Annotated in this window: 16 protein-coding genes; 6 read left to right on the forward strand and 10 right to left on the reverse strand. The window is 67.6% G+C overall.

Annotated features, from left to right (window positions below; all coding sequences use genetic code 11):
* Positions 1–50: 50 nt before the first annotated feature.
* From WDLP6_RS32620 to WDLP6_RS32630, 3 genes are read right to left on the reverse strand one after another with little or no spacing between them, the layout of a single operon-like run.
* A complete protein-coding gene (locus tag WDLP6_RS32620; RefSeq protein ID WP_162595425.1) occupies positions 51–1,037 on the reverse strand; it encodes an oxidoreductase in 987 nt (328 codons plus the stop codon).
* A gap of 4 nt (positions 1,038–1,041) precedes the next feature.
* Complete coding sequence (locus WDLP6_RS32625) at positions 1,042–2,010, reverse strand: tripartite tricarboxylate transporter substrate binding protein (RefSeq protein WP_162595426.1); 969 nt, start codon at positions 2,008–2,010, stop codon at positions 1,042–1,044.
* A 24-nt stretch (positions 2,011–2,034) separates the two neighbouring features.
* Positions 2,035–3,201: an acyl-CoA dehydrogenase family protein gene (locus WDLP6_RS32630; protein WP_162595427.1), complete on the reverse strand. Its 1,167-nt coding sequence runs from the start codon at positions 3,199–3,201 to the stop codon at positions 2,035–2,037.
* Positions 3,202–3,405: 204 nt separating this feature from the next.
* Here WDLP6_RS32630 and WDLP6_RS32635 point away from each other — a divergent pair, with 204 nt between their 5' ends.
* On the forward strand, positions 3,406–4,173 hold the full coding sequence (locus WDLP6_RS32635; protein WP_232077658.1) for an IclR family transcriptional regulator: 768 nt from the start codon (positions 3,406–3,408) through the stop codon (positions 4,171–4,173).
* Positions 4,174–4,184: 11 nt separating this feature from the next.
* On the forward strand, positions 4,185–4,973 hold the full coding sequence (locus WDLP6_RS32640) for an IclR family transcriptional regulator (RefSeq protein ID WP_162595429.1): 789 nt from the start codon (positions 4,185–4,187) through the stop codon (positions 4,971–4,973).
* Here the strand turns inward: WDLP6_RS32640 and WDLP6_RS32645 are convergent.
* Together WDLP6_RS32645 and WDLP6_RS32650 are read right to left on the reverse strand one after the other, a co-directional pair.
* Entirely contained in the window at positions 4,970–5,839 is an 870-nt protein-coding gene (locus WDLP6_RS32645) for an enoyl-CoA hydratase/isomerase family protein (RefSeq protein WP_162595430.1), read from the reverse strand. The two genes, WDLP6_RS32640 and WDLP6_RS32645, sit on opposite strands and share 4 nt — an antisense overlap.
* A gap of 42 nt (positions 5,840–5,881) precedes the next feature.
* Positions 5,882–7,114 (reverse strand): CaiB/BaiF CoA transferase family protein, encoded by a 1,233-nt coding sequence (locus WDLP6_RS32650; protein ID WP_162595431.1) that lies wholly within the window; start codon positions 7,112–7,114, stop codon positions 5,882–5,884.
* A gap of 413 nt (positions 7,115–7,527) precedes the next feature.
* Between WDLP6_RS32650 and WDLP6_RS32655 the strand changes: the two genes are divergently transcribed.
* Positions 7,528–9,072, forward strand: coding sequence for an MFS transporter (locus tag WDLP6_RS32655; RefSeq protein WP_232077660.1), 1,545 nt, complete (start codon positions 7,528–7,530; stop codon positions 9,070–9,072).
* Between the two features lie 44 nt (positions 9,073–9,116).
* Here the strand turns inward: WDLP6_RS32655 and WDLP6_RS32660 are convergent, their stop codons facing one another.
* Entirely contained in the window at positions 9,117–10,142 is a 1,026-nt protein-coding gene (locus WDLP6_RS32660; RefSeq protein ID WP_162595432.1) for a tyrosine-type recombinase/integrase, read from the reverse strand.
* A gap of 207 nt (positions 10,143–10,349) precedes the next feature.
* On the opposite strand from WDLP6_RS32660, the gene WDLP6_RS32665 reads away from it, so the two are divergent.
* Positions 10,350–10,697, forward strand: coding sequence for a type II toxin-antitoxin system prevent-host-death family antitoxin (locus WDLP6_RS32665; protein WP_232077662.1), 348 nt, complete (start codon positions 10,350–10,352; stop codon positions 10,695–10,697).
* The gene (locus WDLP6_RS32670; RefSeq protein ID WP_162595433.1) at positions 10,697–11,386 is read left to right on the forward strand and encodes a zeta toxin family protein; all 690 of its coding nucleotides are present in this window, start codon (positions 10,697–10,699) and stop codon (positions 11,384–11,386) included. Before WDLP6_RS32665 ends, WDLP6_RS32670 begins: the two co-directional genes overlap by 1 nt.
* Here the strand turns inward: WDLP6_RS32670 and WDLP6_RS32675 are convergent.
* On the reverse strand, positions 11,349–12,368 hold the full coding sequence (locus WDLP6_RS32675) for an electron transfer flavoprotein subunit alpha/FixB family protein (protein ID WP_162595434.1): 1,020 nt from the start codon (positions 12,366–12,368) through the stop codon (positions 11,349–11,351). The genes WDLP6_RS32670 and WDLP6_RS32675 overlap by 38 nt on opposite strands.
* A complete protein-coding gene (locus tag WDLP6_RS32680) occupies positions 12,365–13,339 on the reverse strand; it encodes an electron transfer flavoprotein subunit beta/FixA family protein (RefSeq protein WP_162595435.1) in 975 nt (324 codons plus the stop codon). The genes WDLP6_RS32675 and WDLP6_RS32680 overlap by 4 nt, the downstream gene beginning before the upstream one ends.
* On the opposite strand from WDLP6_RS32680, the gene WDLP6_RS32685 reads away from it, so the two are divergent.
* Positions 13,338–14,258: a LysR family transcriptional regulator gene (locus WDLP6_RS32685; RefSeq protein ID WP_232077664.1), complete on the forward strand. Its 921-nt coding sequence runs from the start codon at positions 13,338–13,340 to the stop codon at positions 14,256–14,258. The two genes, WDLP6_RS32680 and WDLP6_RS32685, sit on opposite strands and share 2 nt — an antisense overlap.
* A gap of 16 nt (positions 14,259–14,274) precedes the next feature.
* On the opposite strand, the gene WDLP6_RS32690 is transcribed toward WDLP6_RS32685, so the two are convergent.
* Positions 14,275–15,672 carry an FAD-dependent oxidoreductase gene (locus WDLP6_RS32690; protein WP_162595436.1) on the reverse strand — a complete coding sequence of 466 codons (1,398 nt, stop codon included), beginning with the start codon at positions 15,670–15,672 and terminating at the stop codon, positions 14,275–14,277.
* Complete coding sequence (locus WDLP6_RS32695; protein WP_162571800.1) at positions 15,669–16,487, reverse strand: aspartate/glutamate racemase family protein; 819 nt, start codon at positions 16,485–16,487, stop codon at positions 15,669–15,671. Before WDLP6_RS32695 ends, WDLP6_RS32690 begins: the two co-directional genes overlap by 4 nt.
* Between the last annotated feature and the right edge of the window lie 14 nt (positions 16,488–16,501).

The following is a 16,501-nucleotide window of genomic DNA, read 5'->3' on the forward strand; positions in this document are numbered from 1 at the left end:
GGGGAGTCCTTTCAACGCGGGAATTTTAACGGGCCCCATCCGGTGCCAGCTCAGCGGCGCATGTCGATGACGGTGCGTCCGCGAAGCCGGCCCTCCAGCATGCGGTCCAGGTGCTCGGGCAACTCGTTCATGCCGATGACGCCGGCAATCTCGGCCAGACGGGCAGGGCGGTATTCGCTGGCGATCTTGTTCCAGACTTCCTCGCGCAGCGGCATCGGCGAGTTGGCATTGACACCCAGCAGCCGGATGCCGCGAAGGATGAAAGGAAGCACCGTCGTGGCCAGTTCGGCGCCGCCGGCGTTGCCGAAGGCGGCGATCACGCCACCCGGCTGCATCGTGCGGGTCAGCCAGGCCAGCGTGGCGCCTCCCACGGAATCCACGGCGCCGGCCCACCGGGCCTTTTCCAGCGGCTTGGGCTTGTCCTCCGGCGCAACGCGACCGATGACTTCGCTGGCGCCCAGGCTCTCGAGATACGGCGCCTCGGCGATCTTGCCGCTCATCGCGGTCACCTGATAGCCGCGCCGCGCCAGCATGTCGATCGCCACGCTGGCCACGCCGCCCGTCGCGCCGTCGACCAGCACCGGACCTTGCCCGGGTGCGAGCCCGTTGAGCTCCATCAGGTGCAGCGACAGACCCGCGGTGTAGCCGGCTGCGCCCAGCGCGGCGGCATCGAAGAGACTCAGTCCGTCGGGGATGCGCATCACCCAGTCGCCCGGCACCCGGGCGACCTGCGAATGACCGCCGTCATGGTCGACGCCGATGCCGAAGCCATGGACGACGACTTCGTCGCCGGCCCTGAAGCGCGGATCGGCCGATTCGCGCACGGTGCCCGCCAGATCGATGCCGCCGATCCGGGGCCACGCGCGGATGATGGCGTTGAGGCCTTTCGAGGCGAGGGCATCCTTGTAGTTGATGCTGGAGAAGGCGACGTCGATGACGACATTGCCGGGGCTGAGATCGTCGACGGACAGCTCGGCAAACTGGCGAATCGGTGCGCTGTCACCCGCCAGCAGGCGAAAGGCTTTGAACGTGTGCATGGACTCATTCCGGCTTGATGCCCGCGCTCGTGACGACCTGGGTCCACTTCGCGGTTTCTTGCCGGATGTGTGCAGCGAATTCCGCCGGTGTGCTGCCGACCGGTTCGATGCCTTGCTGCAGCAGGACCTCGCGGATCTTCGGGGTCTGCAACACCTTCTGGATCTCCTTGTTGAGCCGTTCGACGACGGGCGCGGGCGTGCCGTGCGGCGCGAGGATGCCCCACCACGAATAGGCCTCCATGGGGTAGCCCAGTTCCTTGAGGGTCGGCGTGTTGGGCAGCAGGCTGGAGCGTGCCGGCATCGCAATGGCCAGCGGGACCACTGCGCCCGACTTGACGTGCGCCTGCATCGGGGGCAGGTTGTCGAAGCTCACCGGCACCTGCCCGCCGATCACCGCGGTCGCGGCCTCGGCACTGCCCTTGTACGGGATGTGTTCCAGATGGCTTTTCGACTCGGCCTTGAACAGCTCGCCGGCCAGGTGGGGAATGCTGCCGTTGCCTGCCGTTGCATAGGACAGGCCGCCCGCCGTGCTCTTCGACTGCGCGATCAGATCGGCGATGCTCTTGACGGAAGACTTCGCGTTGGCAAAGACATAGACGGGCACCCTGGTCACCAGCGACACCGGCGCCAGATCCTGCTGCGCGTTGTAGGGCAGCCTGGCGAACAGCGGGACGTTGGTCGCCAGATTGGCGGTTCCCATCAGTAGGGTGTAGCCGTCGGGCGCTGCCTTCGCGACGTAGGCGGTGCCTGCCTGCGTCGATGCGCCCGGTTTGTTTTCGACGATCACCGGCTGGCCGAGCAGCTCGCCGAGCTTTTGACTCATGGCGCGCGCCGCCGTATCGGTACCGCCGCCGGCGGCGTAGGGCACGATCACCTTGATCGGCCTCGACGGATAGGCTGGTTGCGCCACCACGGCCTGGGTGGCCAGCAGCGTCAACGTCCCGAGGAGGGTCAGCAGATTTCTTGGTTGCATGGCGATGTCTCCGTTTCTTTCGAGTCAGCTCTTGATGTCGTATCCCGCCTGGCCGAAGGTGCGCCTGGCGATGTTGATCTGATGGATCTGGCTGGTGCCTTCGTAGAGCCTGAACAGCCGCACGTCGCGGTAGAAGCGCTCGATGCTGTTGTCCGCGATGAAGCCGTAGCCGCCGAGCATTTGCACGCATCGGTCCGCCACGCGGCCGCACATCTCGGACGCGAAGTACTTGCAGATGGACGCTTCCATCGTGACGTCGATGCCTTCGTCGCGCTTGCGCGCGGTCTCGAGCACCAGCGCACGCGCGGCGTGAATCTCGGTCTGGCAGTCCGCGATCATGGCCTGCACCAGCTGGAAGGCGCCCACGGGCTGACCGAACTGCGTGCGGTTCGCGGTGTGCTGCACGATGTCGTCCAGCATGCGGATGGCCGGGCCGATGCACAGCGCCGCGAGATGAATGCGCTGCTTGTTGAGCACCTTCATGGCGATCTTGAATCCCCGGCCTTCTTCGCCGCCGATGAGGTTCGCCGAGGGTACGCGGCAGTTGTCGAAGTGCACCTCCGACACCGGCGAGCCGGCCTGTCCCATCTTGGCGTAAGGCGTGCCGGTGCTCAGGCCCGGCGTATCGCGTTCAACCAGGAATGCGGAGACGCCGGCCGCGCCCGGATTGGCCGGGTCGGTGCGGGCCATCACGGTGAACAGGCCGGCGATGGGTGCGTTCGTGATGAAGCATTTGCTGCCATTGAGCACATAGCTGTCGCCGCTGCGGACGGCTGTCGTTTTGAGTGCTGCCGCATCCGAGCCCGCTTCGGGTTCGGTGAGCGCAAAGCAACCGGTGAGGCGGCCGCTCGCCATGTCGGGCAGGTAGCGCTGCTTCTGCGCATCGGAGCCTTCGATCACCAAGGCTTCCGAACCGATGCCGGTGTTGGTGCCGATACGGGCGCGAAAGGCCACCGAGCATTGGGACAATTCGATCGCCGCGAGCACCAGCTCCTCGGTGGTCATGCCGGCGCCGCCGTAGGCTTCCGGAATCGAGTAGCCGAACAGGCCGCCTGCAGCCATCTCGGCCACCACGTCGGCCGGCACTTCGTCGAGGCGGGCCACCTCGGCCTCGCGGGGTACCAGACGGTTGCGAACGAAGTCGCGCAGCTTGCCGAGAAATATCTCGAAGCCCTGAGGATCTCGAATCACTTTGTCTCCTGCTTGCTCTTCCGCGCCGAGCGCACGGGTTGGAAGAACTATAAGGAGGAACCGTCGATATCGAGGCTTGTGTTTCGCTATATTAAACTCCAAGCGAACCCGTTGATCCGATAATCCAGGCGGCAACTTGCTGCTGTTCCGTGTCCCGATCAACTGCGCATGAACACATCGCCACCCCAACCCCCACGCCACCAGATGTTCGCCACCAGTCTGGCCAACGGGCTGTTGATTCTCAAGAGCTTCAAGGTGGGGGAACCTGCGCTGGCCAATCGCGAATTCGTCGAGCGCACCGGGCTGTCCAAGGCCACGGTCTCGCGTCTGACCTATACGCTGGGCGAACTGGGGTTTCTGAGGTACGACGCCGAGCAGCGGCGCTACCGCCTCGGCTCGGCGACGCTGGCGGCGGGCTATCCGCTGCTGGCGAGCCTGACCATCCGGCAGGTGGCGCGCCCCTTCATGAAGGCGCTGGCCGACCACGCGCGCGGCTCGGTGTCGCTGGGCATGCGCGACCGCTCCCATATGGTGTACATCGAGACATGCCGCGGCCATGAGGCGATTGCCTTTCGCCCCGACATCGGCGGTTCGCTGCCGCTGCTGACCACGGCCATGGGGCGGGCCTGGCTGGGCGGCACCAGCGATGAACTGCGCCGTCAGGCACTCCAGCAGATTCAGGCCGAAGACCCGGGCGCATGGAAGAAGCACCGCGGTGCCGTCCAGGCGTCGCTGCGCAGTCTCGAGGCGACCGGCGCCTGCGTCGCGCGCGGCGACTGGCAGCAGGATGTTCACGCGGTCGCGGTGCCGATGCAACGCGTCGTCGACGGCGAGACACTGGTCTTCAATTGCGGCGTGCCCGCGGTGCTGCTGGGCCGCCGCACGCTCGAGACCGATGTCGGTCCGAGGCTCGTGCGCATGGTTCGCGACGTGGAGCGCGCCTACCTGGCGCAGCAGCGCACCGCGTACTGAAACCGACTTCCATGGCCATGCGTCCCCGCGGGATTCCGCAAGACAAGCAGTTCGCCGGCACCCTTGCCAAGGGCCTCGAACTTCTGCTGTGCTTCAAGCCCGACGAGCCGTTGCTGGGCAACAAGGAATTCGTCGCCCGAACGGGGCTCGACAAAGCCACCGTTTCACGTCTGACCTACACGCTGGTCCAGTTGGGCTATCTGCGCCACGACACGCGACTGGGCAAATACCGCCTCGGTGCGCCGGTCCTGTCGATGGCCTATCCGTTGCTGGCCAGCATGAACCTGCGCCAGATCGCGCGGCCGTTGATGAACGAGCTGGCCGACGAAGTGCGAGGCACCGTGAGCGTCGGCATTCGCGATCGCGCCGAGATGGTCTTGATGGACACCTGCCGGTCGGAGGACGGCGATGCGCCGCTGATCGATATCGGGGCGTCGATGCCTTTGCTCGCGACCGCCATCGGCCACGCGTGGCTGGCCCGCGCCGAACCGAAGGAACGGGAGGCAGCGCTCAACCAGATCAAGGTGCGCTATCCGCAGCAGTTCGCCGACCATGCGCAGCGCCTGCCGCAGGCGCTGCGTGATTTCGCATCGCGTGGCTACAGCACGAACCCGGGCTACTATCGCCGCGATCGGCTCGCGGTCGCGGTGCCGGTGGCCACGGCGGTGAACTCCGAGATCGTGGTGTTCAATTGCACGGTGCCTGCTTCTCAGGCGCCGGCACGGGAAGTCAGGCAGCGCGTGGGCTTGCGGCTCGTCACGCTGGTGCGCAGCGTGGAAGTGGCGCTGGGTCTGCGCTAGGCGCCCGGCTTGGCAGCTGCGCGCGCGGCGAAGAACCGGCGGCGCAATTCCCTGGATTCCGGGCTGTCCACCAACACCTGGATCTTGGCCCTCTCCAGCATCAGCGCATCCTCGAAGGGCATCGTCAGCGAGGCCTCGAGACATTCGAGGCATGCCAGAGGCGCAGGGAGGCTGGGACAGGTTTGCGCGATGCGCGCCCGCTGCGCCTCGAAGTACGCCGGGGCATCGCCGTCGAAGCGCACTTGACGCGCCGAAGTCACGGGGAGCGACCCGGGGCCTTCATCGGCCGCGGTGCGCGCCAGTGACAGCGCTGCGTCCAGCAGATCGCCGGACGCCACCGCGTCGAGCAAGCCGCATGCGCGCGCCTTGTCAGCGTCGATCGCATCGCCCGACACGATCAGGTCCAAGGCCGTCTCGATGCCGACGAGGCGCGGCAGACGCTGCGTTCCGCCGCCGCCGGGAAGGATGCCCAGCTTGACTTCCGGCAGCGCCAGTCGCGTGCCTGTCGCCGCGATGCGGTAGTGGCAGCTCATCGCCAATTCCAGGCCGCCGCCGAGCGCGTTGCCGTGGATGGCCGCTATCACCGGCTTGCCGGCGGCTTCGATCAGGCGGTTGATGTCTCGCAGCATCGGCTGCGTGGTTGCTTTCGGTGTGCCGAACTGGCGGATGTCCGCGCCGCCGCAGAACATCCTGCCGGCGCCGGTCAGCACGATGGCGCGCACTTGCGGGTCCGCCAGGGCTTCTCGCAGATGGGTGTGCAGCGATTGCCGCACTTCGTGCCCCAGGCCGTTGACGGGCGGATTCAGCAGCTGGATCTCGGCGACATCGGCGTGGCGCCGGTAGGTGGTGATGGGTGGGTTCGTCATTCCTGGGGCAGGGCAGGTCCAATATCGACAGGGAGTGAAGAATCAGATGACGCGCGCGTCCTTGAGCCGCTGCAATTCGGCGCCGTCCAGCCCCAGGGCCGCGAAGACTTCGCCGTTGTGCTCTCCGACACCCGGACCCGAACGCGGCACGGGACTGGGACTGCCGGAAAAGCGCGGCACGACGCAGGGCGCCGGCACGCTGCCGAGGTCCGGATCGGGCAGGCGGATGATCGCTTCCCGCGCCTGGAAATGCGGGTCGGCAAGAACGTCGTCGATGCCATAGACCTTGCTGAAGGGAACCTCGTGGCGGCTCAGCGCCGCGGCAAGCGATTCGAAGGATTGCGCCGCGCACCAGGATGCGATGATGCCGTCCAGCGCGTCGAGGTGGCGCAGCCGATCGGGGTTGGTGGTGAAGCGCGGATCGTCGAGCAGTTCGGGCCGCCCCATGGCCTCGCAGATCCGGCGAAAAATGGACTCGGAAGAGCCCACGACCGTGACCCAGACCTTGTCCGATGTCTTGTACATGTTCGAGGGCGCCGTGTAGGTGGCGCGGGTGCCTGCACGCTGCCGCACCTCGCCCAGCTGCTCGAACTCCACCGCCAGCGGCTCCAGCAGACGCAGCATGGCTTCCGTGGCCGACAGGTCGATCTCGCGACCGGGCAGGTCCGGGCGCCGGCCGCGCTCGGCCATCGCGGAGGCAATGGAAAAGGCGCCGAACAGTCCGGCAACCACGTCGCCGAGCGGATAGTTCATGTGCTGTGGGCTGCCGTCTGCCTCGCCCGTCAGGTGGGCGAATCCGCTCATCGCCTCGAAGATGCGTGCGAAGCCCGGGCGCTGGGCGTAGGGACCGGTCTGGCCGAATCCGGTCAGGCGCAGCACGGTCAGGCGCGGGTTGACCGCGTGCAGCGTGGCGAGATCGAGTCCCCAGCGATCCATGGTGCCGGTGCGGAAGTTCTCGACCAGCACATCGAACTGCGGCAGCAGCCGCAGGAACAGTTCCCGCCCTTCGGGCTTGCGCACATCCAGGGTGATGCCGCGTTTGCCGCGATTGGTCACCTTCCAGTAGAGCGCGTTCCCATCCTTGACCGGGGCGAGCGTTCGCAGGGAGTCGCTGCCATCGGGTAGCTCGAGCTTGACGACTTCAGCGCCCAGGTCGGCGCACAGGGTGGCCGAGAAGGGCGCGGCGATCACGGTTGCCATGTCGAGAATGCGGATGCCGGCCAGCGGCCCGGCGTTCGCGGCAGGAGTGCCAGGGGGCGGCGTGGAGGAGGTCATGGCACATCGATCCGTTGGAAGCTGAGTGCCCCGAGTTTCATGGCGCGTCGCATATGCCGCAATCCGCGTTTTGACATGTTAAACATCAACCGATGGCAGATGCATCACGAGTGCCCCGGATGGCGCTTGCAAAAGGCGGCCGGCCGCTTCGCACATGGTTCACATGGTTGACTGCGCCCGTGGTTCTTTCCAAACGCGGCACAATTCCAACTGGCAATCAGCATGCGATCGCCAGCCGGCGTGCCCGGCTGTCGCGCCGTTCGCGTGCTCTCTCCCGATGACGATGGATGGTCGCGCGTCCCCATCATGAACGGGCGGCTTCCGGCCGCCACAACGGCCCGCATGTGACTTCGATATCCAAGCTTGAATCCGCGTACTCGGCGCGGCAGAGACTCTCGAACCGGGATTCGCTGATGGCGATGCTGGGCCTGTGCTTCGTGGCCACCCTGGTGGCGCTGGACCAGACCGTGGTGAGCACCGCGCTGCCGGCCGTCGTCGCCGAACTGCACGGCTTCGATCTCTACGCCTGGGTCGCGACCTCGTACCTGCTGACCTCGGTGATCACGGTGCCGGTGGTCGGCCGCCTGGGCGATCAGTTCGGCCGCAAGCCCTTCGTGCTGACCTCGATCGTGATCTTCAGCGTGGCGTCCGCGCTGTGCGGCCTGGCCAACAGCATGGACGCGCTGGTGCTGGCGCGCGCACTGCAGGGCCTGGGCGGCGGCATGCTGGTGGGCAGCGCCTTCGCCTGCATCGTCGACCTGTTTCCCGATGCCGTCGTTCGCCTGCGCTGGCAGGTCATGATGGCGTCGGCGTTCGGCATCTCCAACACGCTGGGGCCGTCGCTGGGCGGCCTTCTCACCCAGTACCTCGGCTGGCGCTGGGTGTTCTACATCAACCTGCCGGTGGGCCTCGTCTCGCTGTATTCGGTCTGGCGCTTCCTGCCGCACTTCCGCCATGGCATCGCCGGCGCCAAGGCCCGCATCGACTGGCCCGGCGCGCTGCTGATCGCGACCGGCCTGGGCAGCATGCAGCTGCTGGTCGAGCTGGTGCCGCAGCGCGGCTTCACCGTCTCGATGATCTGTCTTCTGGCCGCGTGCGGCTTCGCCTTCGTCGCGCTCTACTGGTGGGAACGCCGCGCCGCGCATCCGCTCATTCCGCTGGAGCTGATGCGCAACCGGGCGCTCGCGAGCATGTTCCTGCTGGCGGCCGCCAGCGGCTTCATGATGTTCTCGCTGCTGGTCTACGTGCCCCTGATGTTCCAGGGCGGCTTCGACCTGTCGGCGCGCACGGCCGGGCTGCTGGTGACGCCGCTGGTGGCCTTCATCGCGGTCGCCAACATCGCCAACAGCCGCATTCTTCTGCGGTTGCCGCATTCGGCCATGATGGTCTACTTGGGCTTTGCCATGACGACCCTGTGCGGCCTGTGCATGCTGCTGGCGCGTCCGGTGTCCTCGCACGGCTACCTGCTGGCCGTCATGATGTGCGGCGGGCTCGGAATGGGGCTGATGATGCCGAACCTGACCATCTCCATGCAGCAGTCGGCGCCGAGAGAGCATGTGGGCATCGCGATCGCGCTGCTCCAGTCGCAACGCATGGTGGGCGGCATGCTCGGGACGGCGCTGACCGGCGCGGTGGTCAACTGGGCCTATCGCAGCGGGATCGGGCGTGCGCTGGAAGACAGCGCCGATGGCGCGTGGCGGCAGCAGCTGGCGGACCCGGAGGTGCTGCTCAACCACGACATGCAGATGGCCCTGTTGAGCCACCTGGCCGCGGCTGGCAGGGACGGGACGGTCCTGATCGGCATGGCGCGCGAAGCGCTGGTCAGCGCCATCCACACCGGCTTCTGGCTGACCATCGCGGTCGGTCTGTTCGGCTTGCTGGGCGTGCGCCATATGCCGAAGATCAGCTTCCGCTCGAAGTCCAGGATCCAGCCCCAGGAGGGCTTTCACGAGCTTTGACGTGCGGTCGCCGCCGACCGTCGCCGATCCCGAGGGGCCGCAGGCTAGACGACCTGCTCGGGTCCGGCGACCACCCGCCGGTACTTGCCCATCGCTTCGACTTCGATGCCCAGCCAGCGCGCCACCTGGTCCGCGTCGGTGCCGCGGCGCAGCTGGCGCAACGCGAAGGTATGACGCAAGCGGAACGATCCGCCATCGGCGACGTCCAGTCCGGCGTCCGCGAACACCTGCCTGGCTGCCAGGTACTGCGCTTCCTTGCTCCACGGCTTGCCCGTGCGTGTCGACGGAAACAGGAAATCGCCGGCGATCTTCGACTCGGCACGCACCTGCAGCCAATGCTGCAGCAGCTCGCCCGCCCACGGTGCGATCGGCGTCTCGCGCGCCGGTGAATTGCCGTTGCCCGGCACGGCGATCTTCCAGGGCCGATGCCGCGCGCGACCACCTTGCGAGGTCGGCGCCTGCAGGGTCAGGACCCGGACATCGCCCGGCGTCAGCCCGGCGCCGAGTTGCAAGGCCACCGCGACGCGGTTCCTGAGTTGCTGCCAGCTCAGGGCGGTTTGGCCGTCGCGGCGCGTGCCCGTTGCGGTCGGACGAGGGCGCGCGTCCGAAAGGAAGGTGATCAGGTGCCTGGCCTCGGAGACCGACAGAAACTCGGGCAATGGATCGGCATGTGCGGCCTCCGCATAGCGAACGTGCGGCTGCGCCGCGATCCAGTCGGCCGCGGCCGTGTTGGCGCGCGCGCCGGTCGCTGCCGCATGGTGGCGCAACACCCGGTCGATCAGCCGCAGCAGCCGCAGCGCATGGCGCGGGGAGAGCGACAGGTCTGCGCTCTTCATGCCGAAGCGCGCCTGCTGGAACGCGCGCAGATCGCCAGTATCCAGCGACGCGAGCGTCACGGTAGGCGACTGCCCCAGGCACCATGCGGTGAAGCTGCTCCACATGTCGCGATAGACCTGGATGGAGGAGGGCTGGCGCAGGGCACCGGCGTCGCGCTGGTCCGTGAGCCAGCGCTCGAACGCGGCCTGGTGGGTGCCGCTCGAGGCCTCATCGAACAGGGAAAGGGGTTGCATCTAAAAATACGCTAACGGCAAACGTGTGGGTGATGGTCGCGGCAGTGGAACATAATGAAAGGAGCTGGATAGCAGGTGTTCCTGGATTAGAAACTGGTATACCGTTAGTGTATTTGCGTTCAGCCCACATCGCCCATAGAGTATCGGAGAGTCTCCCGTGCGATCTGGACATTATTGGCATAATGACCCGAACGCAATCGTACCGTCATGATGACCGAACTGATCAACCTCGATGACCTGCCTCGCCAGAACGCCTCACAGGTCAAGAACAAGTGGGGCGATGTTGTACGCCAGGTCCATCGGACAGGCAGCGTGGCCATCACCAACCACGCCGCGGTCGAGATGGTGCTGCTCGACGCCGCCACCTACCGCCAACTGACGCAGGATCTGCTTGCGCTCAAGGCACGAGAGCAATCGGTCCTGGACGAGCTGGCCGATCGGTTCGCCGCGCGGCTGGCCGTGCTGCAACAGCCCGGCACCGTTCGCAACGTGACGGCGCTGTTCGATGCCAAGGGCAGGCTCGGCAAGCGGCCCAAGGCGGGCGCGTCGTTCTGATGAAGTCGCGGGCCGCACGCCCGTTCATCTTCGTGCTGGCTGGCGTCAACGGCGCCGGCAAGAGTTCGGTGGGCGGTGCCATGCTGGTCGAACATGGACTCGACTGGTTCAACCCCGACACCTATGCGCGCGAACTGACGGCACGGCTGGGGCTGAGCCTGGAGGAGGCCAACGGCCACGCCTGGGAGCATGGCCGTTCACAGCTCGACACCGCCATTTCCAATGGCACCAACCACGCTTTCGAAACCACGCTGGGCGCCACGACCATCCCGGCGTTGCTGGCTGCGGCCTCACGCACCCACGACGTCCTGATGTTGTATTGCGGATTGGCCTCGCCGAAGCTGCATCTGCAGCGCGTCAAATCGCGCGTCGCCAGCGGCGGCCACGACATCCCCGAGAACAAGATCCGGGAGCGCTGGGTCGCCTCGCGCCTGAATCTGATCCGACTGCTGCCGCAATTGACTCGCCTGCAGGTGTTCGACAACAGCGCCGAAGCTGCCGTTGGCGAAGACATTCCCGACCCCGTGCTGGTGCTCGAGATGGTCCATGGCCGGATGAGCCTCCCCGCAGCAAACGACGCAGCGGCCTTGCAAGCGACGCCCGCCTGGGCGCGGCCGATCGTCCAGGCGGCCATCGAGCAGCAGGCCGGCATCAACCGGCGTCGCGCTCCCGCGCCGCCAGGTGCATAAGCACCCGCGGCAGGATCTCCTGCCAGTCGCCCACCAGCCCCACGTCGGCCATCTCGAAGATCGGTGCATCGGGGTCGCTGTTCAGCGCAATGATCGACGACTCACTGGAGACGCCCGCCAGATGCTGCGGCGTGCCCGAGATACCGACCGCAACGTAGGTGCGCGGCGCCACGAACTTGCCCGACTGGCCGACCTGGCGCGCGACCGGCAACCACCCGGCATCGACGGCCGGCAAGCTGCCGCCCACGGCGGCGTCGAGCTGCGCTGCCAGCCGGCCAAGCAGATCGAAGCCTTCGGGGCCGCGCATGCCGCGTCCTCCGCTGACCACCACCCGGGCGCCGACGAGCGCGCGCTGCGCATCGCCGCTGTCGACGGGCTGCGTCGCGAAGTCCGCGGGCAGCGCGCCGTCCAGCGTGATCGAACGGAGCTCGCCCGAGACTTGCATCGTCGGCAAGGCTTTCATGCGTTCGGGCCGAAGTGCAGCAAAGCAGGGCCATGTCGCCGATCGCAGCGCCGCGACCACGCGTCCGCCGAATACCGCCTTGCGTGCGAGCACGACGTTGGCCTCGACGCTCAGAGCCTGGCAGCGGCCCAAGGACACGCCGCCGCAACGCACCGCGAGGCAGGTGGCCAGCTCCACGCCCAACGGACCAGACGGCAGCAACACCAGCGCGCGGCTCGGCGCCGCAATGCCGATCCGATCCAGCGCCTGCATCGCAGCCTCGGCCCACACCGCAGCGGATGGATCGGCGCCGAGTCCTGGATGCGTGACATCCCACCAGGTCGACAGGCCCGCGAGCGCGGGCGTCGACGCAGGGCCGACGCCACGCAATCGCATCAACTCCACGCGCCCCTGCCATGGCTCGCTCAGCATTGACCGCGCTGCTGCGATCAGGGCTTCGCGTTGCCCATCTCCGTCGCCCGCGTCCCCACCCGCGAGCAGCACGACGATGCGCAGCGACCCTGCTTCCATGTCACTCATGCGGCCTCTCCCAGGCGCGACAGGATGCCGGCCAGTTCGTCCGCCTGCTGGTCGACCGTGCCGCCAAGAAAACGGCACGCCTTCTCGCGCGCGCCAACGGTGGCGGCCTCGATCGACGCCAGCGCGACGACCCCGGACGGCGCATCGGACAGCGCGGCCTCGAAGCGCATCTTCCGCGTCGCCATCACGTTCTTGAGCAGCGGCTGCCGCAGACGGTTGTGCGAATCGTTCGTCACGCTGGCCAGCAAGGGCAGGGTGGCGTCCACGCGCTGCAAGGTCTCGCCACCCTGGCGCACGATGCGAAGGCCGGCGTCAACGCGCTGCATCGACAGCGCCAGGCTCACATGGGGCAACGCGAGCCACTGCGCGAGATGCGCCGGCACGCTGCCGTCGTCGTGATCGCCGAACTCGCGCCCGATGAGCAGCAGATCGGGCAACGCATCGATCGATGCGCGCAGCGCCGCCGCCAGCTCGGCCGTGCTCCACGGCGCAAGGGCCGCCGGATCGAGCCGCACCAGCGTGTCGATGCGAAAGCCGGCGACCTGGCGCGCCAGCGCCTCGCCGCCCACCACGATCGCGCGCAACTGCATGTCTGGCGCGGCATCGCGCAGCTTGAGCGCCACTTCCAGCGCGGCCTCGTCGAAAGGCCCCAGCACCTGATGCTGCGCCTGATGCGCGCGCAGCGCATCCGCCGTCAGCGGACGCGGCAGCGGCCATTTGGGATCGGCGATTCCCGCCAGCAGCACGAGCGTATTCATTGCATGGATTCCTTCGGCGGCCGATTCTCCGGAGCGGCCCGGCCCGGGCAAGCAGCGCCGTCCGAAAACACAATTTGGCATCCGGCCGCGCCTTCGATGCCGCGACGGGCGCGAAGGCGCGGCGAGCCCGTCGCTACAATCGCGCCCCGGGATCGGCACCGCTGATTCCTTCAACAGCGTGCAGGGGTTCGACATCGACAGGCTCTGGGCCATGGAAGTTTTCGTCCGCGTCGCCGAATGCGGCAGCTTCTCGCGCGCGGCGGACTCGCTCAACCTGGCGAATGCCACGGTCACGACCTGCGTGCGCAATCTCGAACGCCATCTCGGCGTCACGCTGATTCATCGCGACACGCGGCGCCTGCGGCTCACCGAAGAAGGCCAGCTCTACCTGCCGCGTGCGCGCGAGCTGCTGCACTCCGTGGCGCAGACCGAGGAAGAAGTCCGCACCTCGATGGGCGAGCTGCGCGGTGCGCTGCACATCGAGATGCCGATCTCGATCGGCCACGCGCTGGTGTGCCCGGCGCTGCCGACCTTCGCGCAGCGCCATCCCGCCATCTCGACCGCGATCACGCTGACGAACCAGCCGCACCACATGATCGAGCGCGCAATCGACATCGCGATCCGCATGGACTCGGTAGAAGACGCCGACCTGATCGCGCGTCCGATCTATGAAGCGCGCTACGTCGTCTGCTGCGCGCCGCGGCTGGCGGCCTCGCTGCCTGCCGACCCGGCGGCACTGGATCCGCACCGCTGTCTCGGCATCCTCGCCGAGGAACGCAGCCACGCCAATGGCTGGAAGCTCGAACGCGGCGAAGAGAAGGTCGAGATCAAGCCGCAGGGTCCCTTGCACTTCAACAGCAGCGACGCGCTGCTGATGGCCGCGCGCGCAGGTGTGGGCGCGGTGCACGTGCTCGACATCTTCGCCCACCGGTTGCTCGACGGCGGCGAGCTGGTGCGGCTCTATCCCGAATGGACCACCGCCGTGAAGACCTTCTACGCGGTGACGGCCAAGGCCCGCAGCAGTTCGGCAAAGGTGCGCGCCTTCACCGAATTCCTGGTCGAGGTGCTCGATTCGGAACGCCGGCCCAGCGCCACGCGCGCGGTCGCGGTGCGGGCGCTGGGCAAGCGCTGATCCGACCCGTCGCTGCTCAGGCGGCGGCTTGCGTCTCGGCCTTCAAGGCCTCGCGGGCGGCAAGACGTCCGAAGACCGCCGCCTTGCCGAGCGCCGAGCCGGTCATGTAGGCGCCGCCGTGAAAGCCGCCGACGACTTCGCCCGCGGCCAGCAAGCCGGCGATGGGGTCGCCGAAGACGTCGATCACCCGCATGCCCGCATCGATGCGCAATCCGCAGTAGGTGCCGAAGACGGCCGCCGTCGACGGATAGGCATAGAAGGGCGCGGTCTCGATGCGCAGCAGGCGGCCGTGGTTGTGCACCAGCGCCTTGCGCCCGAACACCGCGTCTTCGCCGGCATCGGCCGCCAGGTTGTAGGCATCGACGGTCGCGCGCAGCGTCTCGTAGGGCACCTCGATCTGCTGCGCCAGCGCCTGCAGGCTGTCGGCCTTCACCATCAGGCCCTCTTCCATGCGCCGGCCGAAGTCGAGGATGCGCACCCGGTCGTCGCCGCTGTCGAAGATCGGCTGGTCGAAGACCTGGAACGCGCTGTGGTACGACTGGCCCATCACCGCATCGCCCAGCAGCTTGTACGAGAGCGACTCGTCGACGAAGCGCCGGCCTTCCTGGTTGACCGCGATCGCGCCCTTGTAGACCGCCAGGCAGCTGTGGTTGTTGAGCGTGTCGACCGGATGCTTGCCGAAGGTTCCCTTGATGTAGGCCATGTCGCGCACGTCGGCGCCGAGCTTCCATCCCATCAGCAGGCCGTCGCCGACGTTGCCTTCGCCACCAACGAACACCGCCTCCGCGTAGTGCGGCGCGAAGCGGTTCACCAGCTCGGCATTGCGGCAGAAGCCGCCGCTGGCCAGCACCACGCCGTCGCGCGCGAGGATCTCGAATGCCTGGCCGCTCGCATCCACCGCCGTCGCGCCGCGCACCGGCGCGCGCTCGTCGCTGCGCAGCAATCGCTTCGCGGCGGTCGACATCATCACGCTGACGCGGCCCGTGGCCTTGCACTTCTCGGCCAGTGTGCGCACCATGTCCGCCGGATCGACCGTGTGCACGCGCGGCACCGACTGCCCCGACGAAGCCTCGATCACCGGACTGAATTCGACGCCGTGGCCCCGCAGCCAGTGGTAGGTGTCCAGCTGGTGGGCGACATACACCTCGACCAGCGAGGCGTCGTTCTGCGACTGCCCGACCTCGATCAGGTCGCGCCTCAGCAGTTCGTCGGAGTCCTCGATGTCGTTGCGCTGCTGCAGGTCCGTGCCGGCAAAGGCGAGGCAGCCGCCGCTCATGGCCGAGGAGCCGCCGGTCGTGGCCGTCTTCTCGATGAGCAGCACCTCGGCGCCATCCTCGGCCGCCTGCAGCGCGCAGGCGAAGCCGGCGAGGCCGCCGCCGATCACCAGCAGCTGTGTCTGCACCGTCTTCGTCATGACGCCGCGGCCGCGGTCTGCGAGCGGCCGTAGAAATCCAGCAGCTCGAGCACGCGTTCGCGCGGCGGCGGCTCGTTGTAGTAGCCGTTCTGGCAGCGCTCGACGCCGCTCTGGCGCTGGAGGTCGACCAGCATCTCCGCATGCTTGATCCAGCACGACAGCGAATCGAGCACCGGCACGCCGTCCACGCTGGAAACGCCCTGGCTCGCCAGCAGCACGCACAGCGGCGCCTCGCCCGGAATGATCACCTCGGCGCCGCGCGCGATCTGCGCCCGCGCCGCGGTGCGGAAGCGCTCGATCAGCGGCGCCGGCTCCGAGAAGCCGCGCAGCACATCGTTGAAGACGAAGCCGACATCGGAGACGCCGGCCAGCCGTTCCGACAGGCCGTAGCGCTTGGCGTTCTCCGCGATCAGCGGCGTCATCTGGCTGATGAACATCACCACGGCGAAGCGCGCGCCCAGCAGGCAGGAGGTCAGCATCGCCGACTCGCCGTAGCCGACGACGGGGATGCCGAGCAGCGAGCGAATCTCGCGCAACGCGGGATCGGGCAGCGTGCTGATCGCATAGGCGTCGAAGCCTTCCTGCTCGGCCGCGATGCCGGCCTGCATGAACTGCGTCGCATGCAGGTGCTGGACCGCGGCATAGCGGATGTCGGTGCCCGGGTAGTTGGTCGGGTAGGTGCCGGCACGCATGCCGTGCATGACGATCTCGGTATCGGGGCGCGCGACCCGCTGGAAGTGGGTCTTCAGCGCCGCGTCGTAGGCGCCGAGGTCCGACAGGACCGTGAAGCTCTGATGCCAGATGCGAATACTCATGGTGCGCTCGCTCG

Origin of the sequence: Variovorax sp. PBL-E5 (genome assembly GCF_901827185.1) — a bacterium.
Lineage (GTDB): Bacteria > Pseudomonadota > Gammaproteobacteria > Burkholderiales > Burkholderiaceae_C > Variovorax.

Coding starts and splice junctions, on each gene's coding strand:
- WDLP6_RS32620 (WP_162595425.1), bottom strand. CDS start 1,037: ATGCACACGTTCAAAGCCTTTCGCCTGCTGGCGGGTGACAGCGCACCG.
- WDLP6_RS32625 (WP_162595426.1), bottom strand. CDS start 2,010: ATGCAACCAAGAAATCTGCTGACCCTCCTCGGGACGTTGACGCTGCTG.
- WDLP6_RS32635 (WP_232077658.1), top strand. CDS start 3,406: ATGTTCGCCACCAGTCTGGCCAACGGGCTGTTGATTCTCAAGAGCTTC.
- WDLP6_RS32640 (WP_162595429.1), top strand. CDS start 4,185: ATGGCCATGCGTCCCCGCGGGATTCCGCAAGACAAGCAGTTCGCCGGC.
- WDLP6_RS32645 (WP_162595430.1), bottom strand. CDS start 5,839: ATGACGAACCCACCCATCACCACCTACCGGCGCCACGCCGATGTCGCC.
- WDLP6_RS32650 (WP_162595431.1), bottom strand. CDS start 7,114: ATGACCTCCTCCACGCCGCCCCCTGGCACTCCTGCCGCGAACGCCGGG.
- WDLP6_RS32655 (WP_232077660.1), top strand. CDS start 7,528: ATGGCGATGCTGGGCCTGTGCTTCGTGGCCACCCTGGTGGCGCTGGAC.
- WDLP6_RS32660 (WP_162595432.1), bottom strand. CDS start 10,142: ATGCAACCCCTTTCCCTGTTCGATGAGGCCTCGAGCGGCACCCACCAG.
- WDLP6_RS32665 (WP_232077662.1), top strand. CDS start 10,350: ATGATGACCGAACTGATCAACCTCGATGACCTGCCTCGCCAGAACGCC.
- WDLP6_RS32670 (WP_162595433.1), top strand. CDS start 10,697: ATGAAGTCGCGGGCCGCACGCCCGTTCATCTTCGTGCTGGCTGGCGTC.
- WDLP6_RS32675 (WP_162595434.1), bottom strand. CDS start 12,368: ATGAGTGACATGGAAGCAGGGTCGCTGCGCATCGTCGTGCTGCTCGCG.
- WDLP6_RS32685 (WP_232077664.1), top strand. CDS start 13,338: ATGGAAGTTTTCGTCCGCGTCGCCGAATGCGGCAGCTTCTCGCGCGCG.
- WDLP6_RS32680 (WP_162595435.1), bottom strand. CDS start 13,339: ATGGCCCAGAGCCTGTCGATGTCGAACCCCTGCACGCTGTTGAAGGAA.
- WDLP6_RS32690 (WP_162595436.1), bottom strand. CDS start 15,672: ATGACGAAGACGGTGCAGACACAGCTGCTGGTGATCGGCGGCGGCCTC.
- WDLP6_RS32695 (WP_162571800.1), bottom strand. CDS start 16,487: ATGAGTATTCGCATCTGGCATCAGAGCTTCACGGTCCTGTCGGACCTC.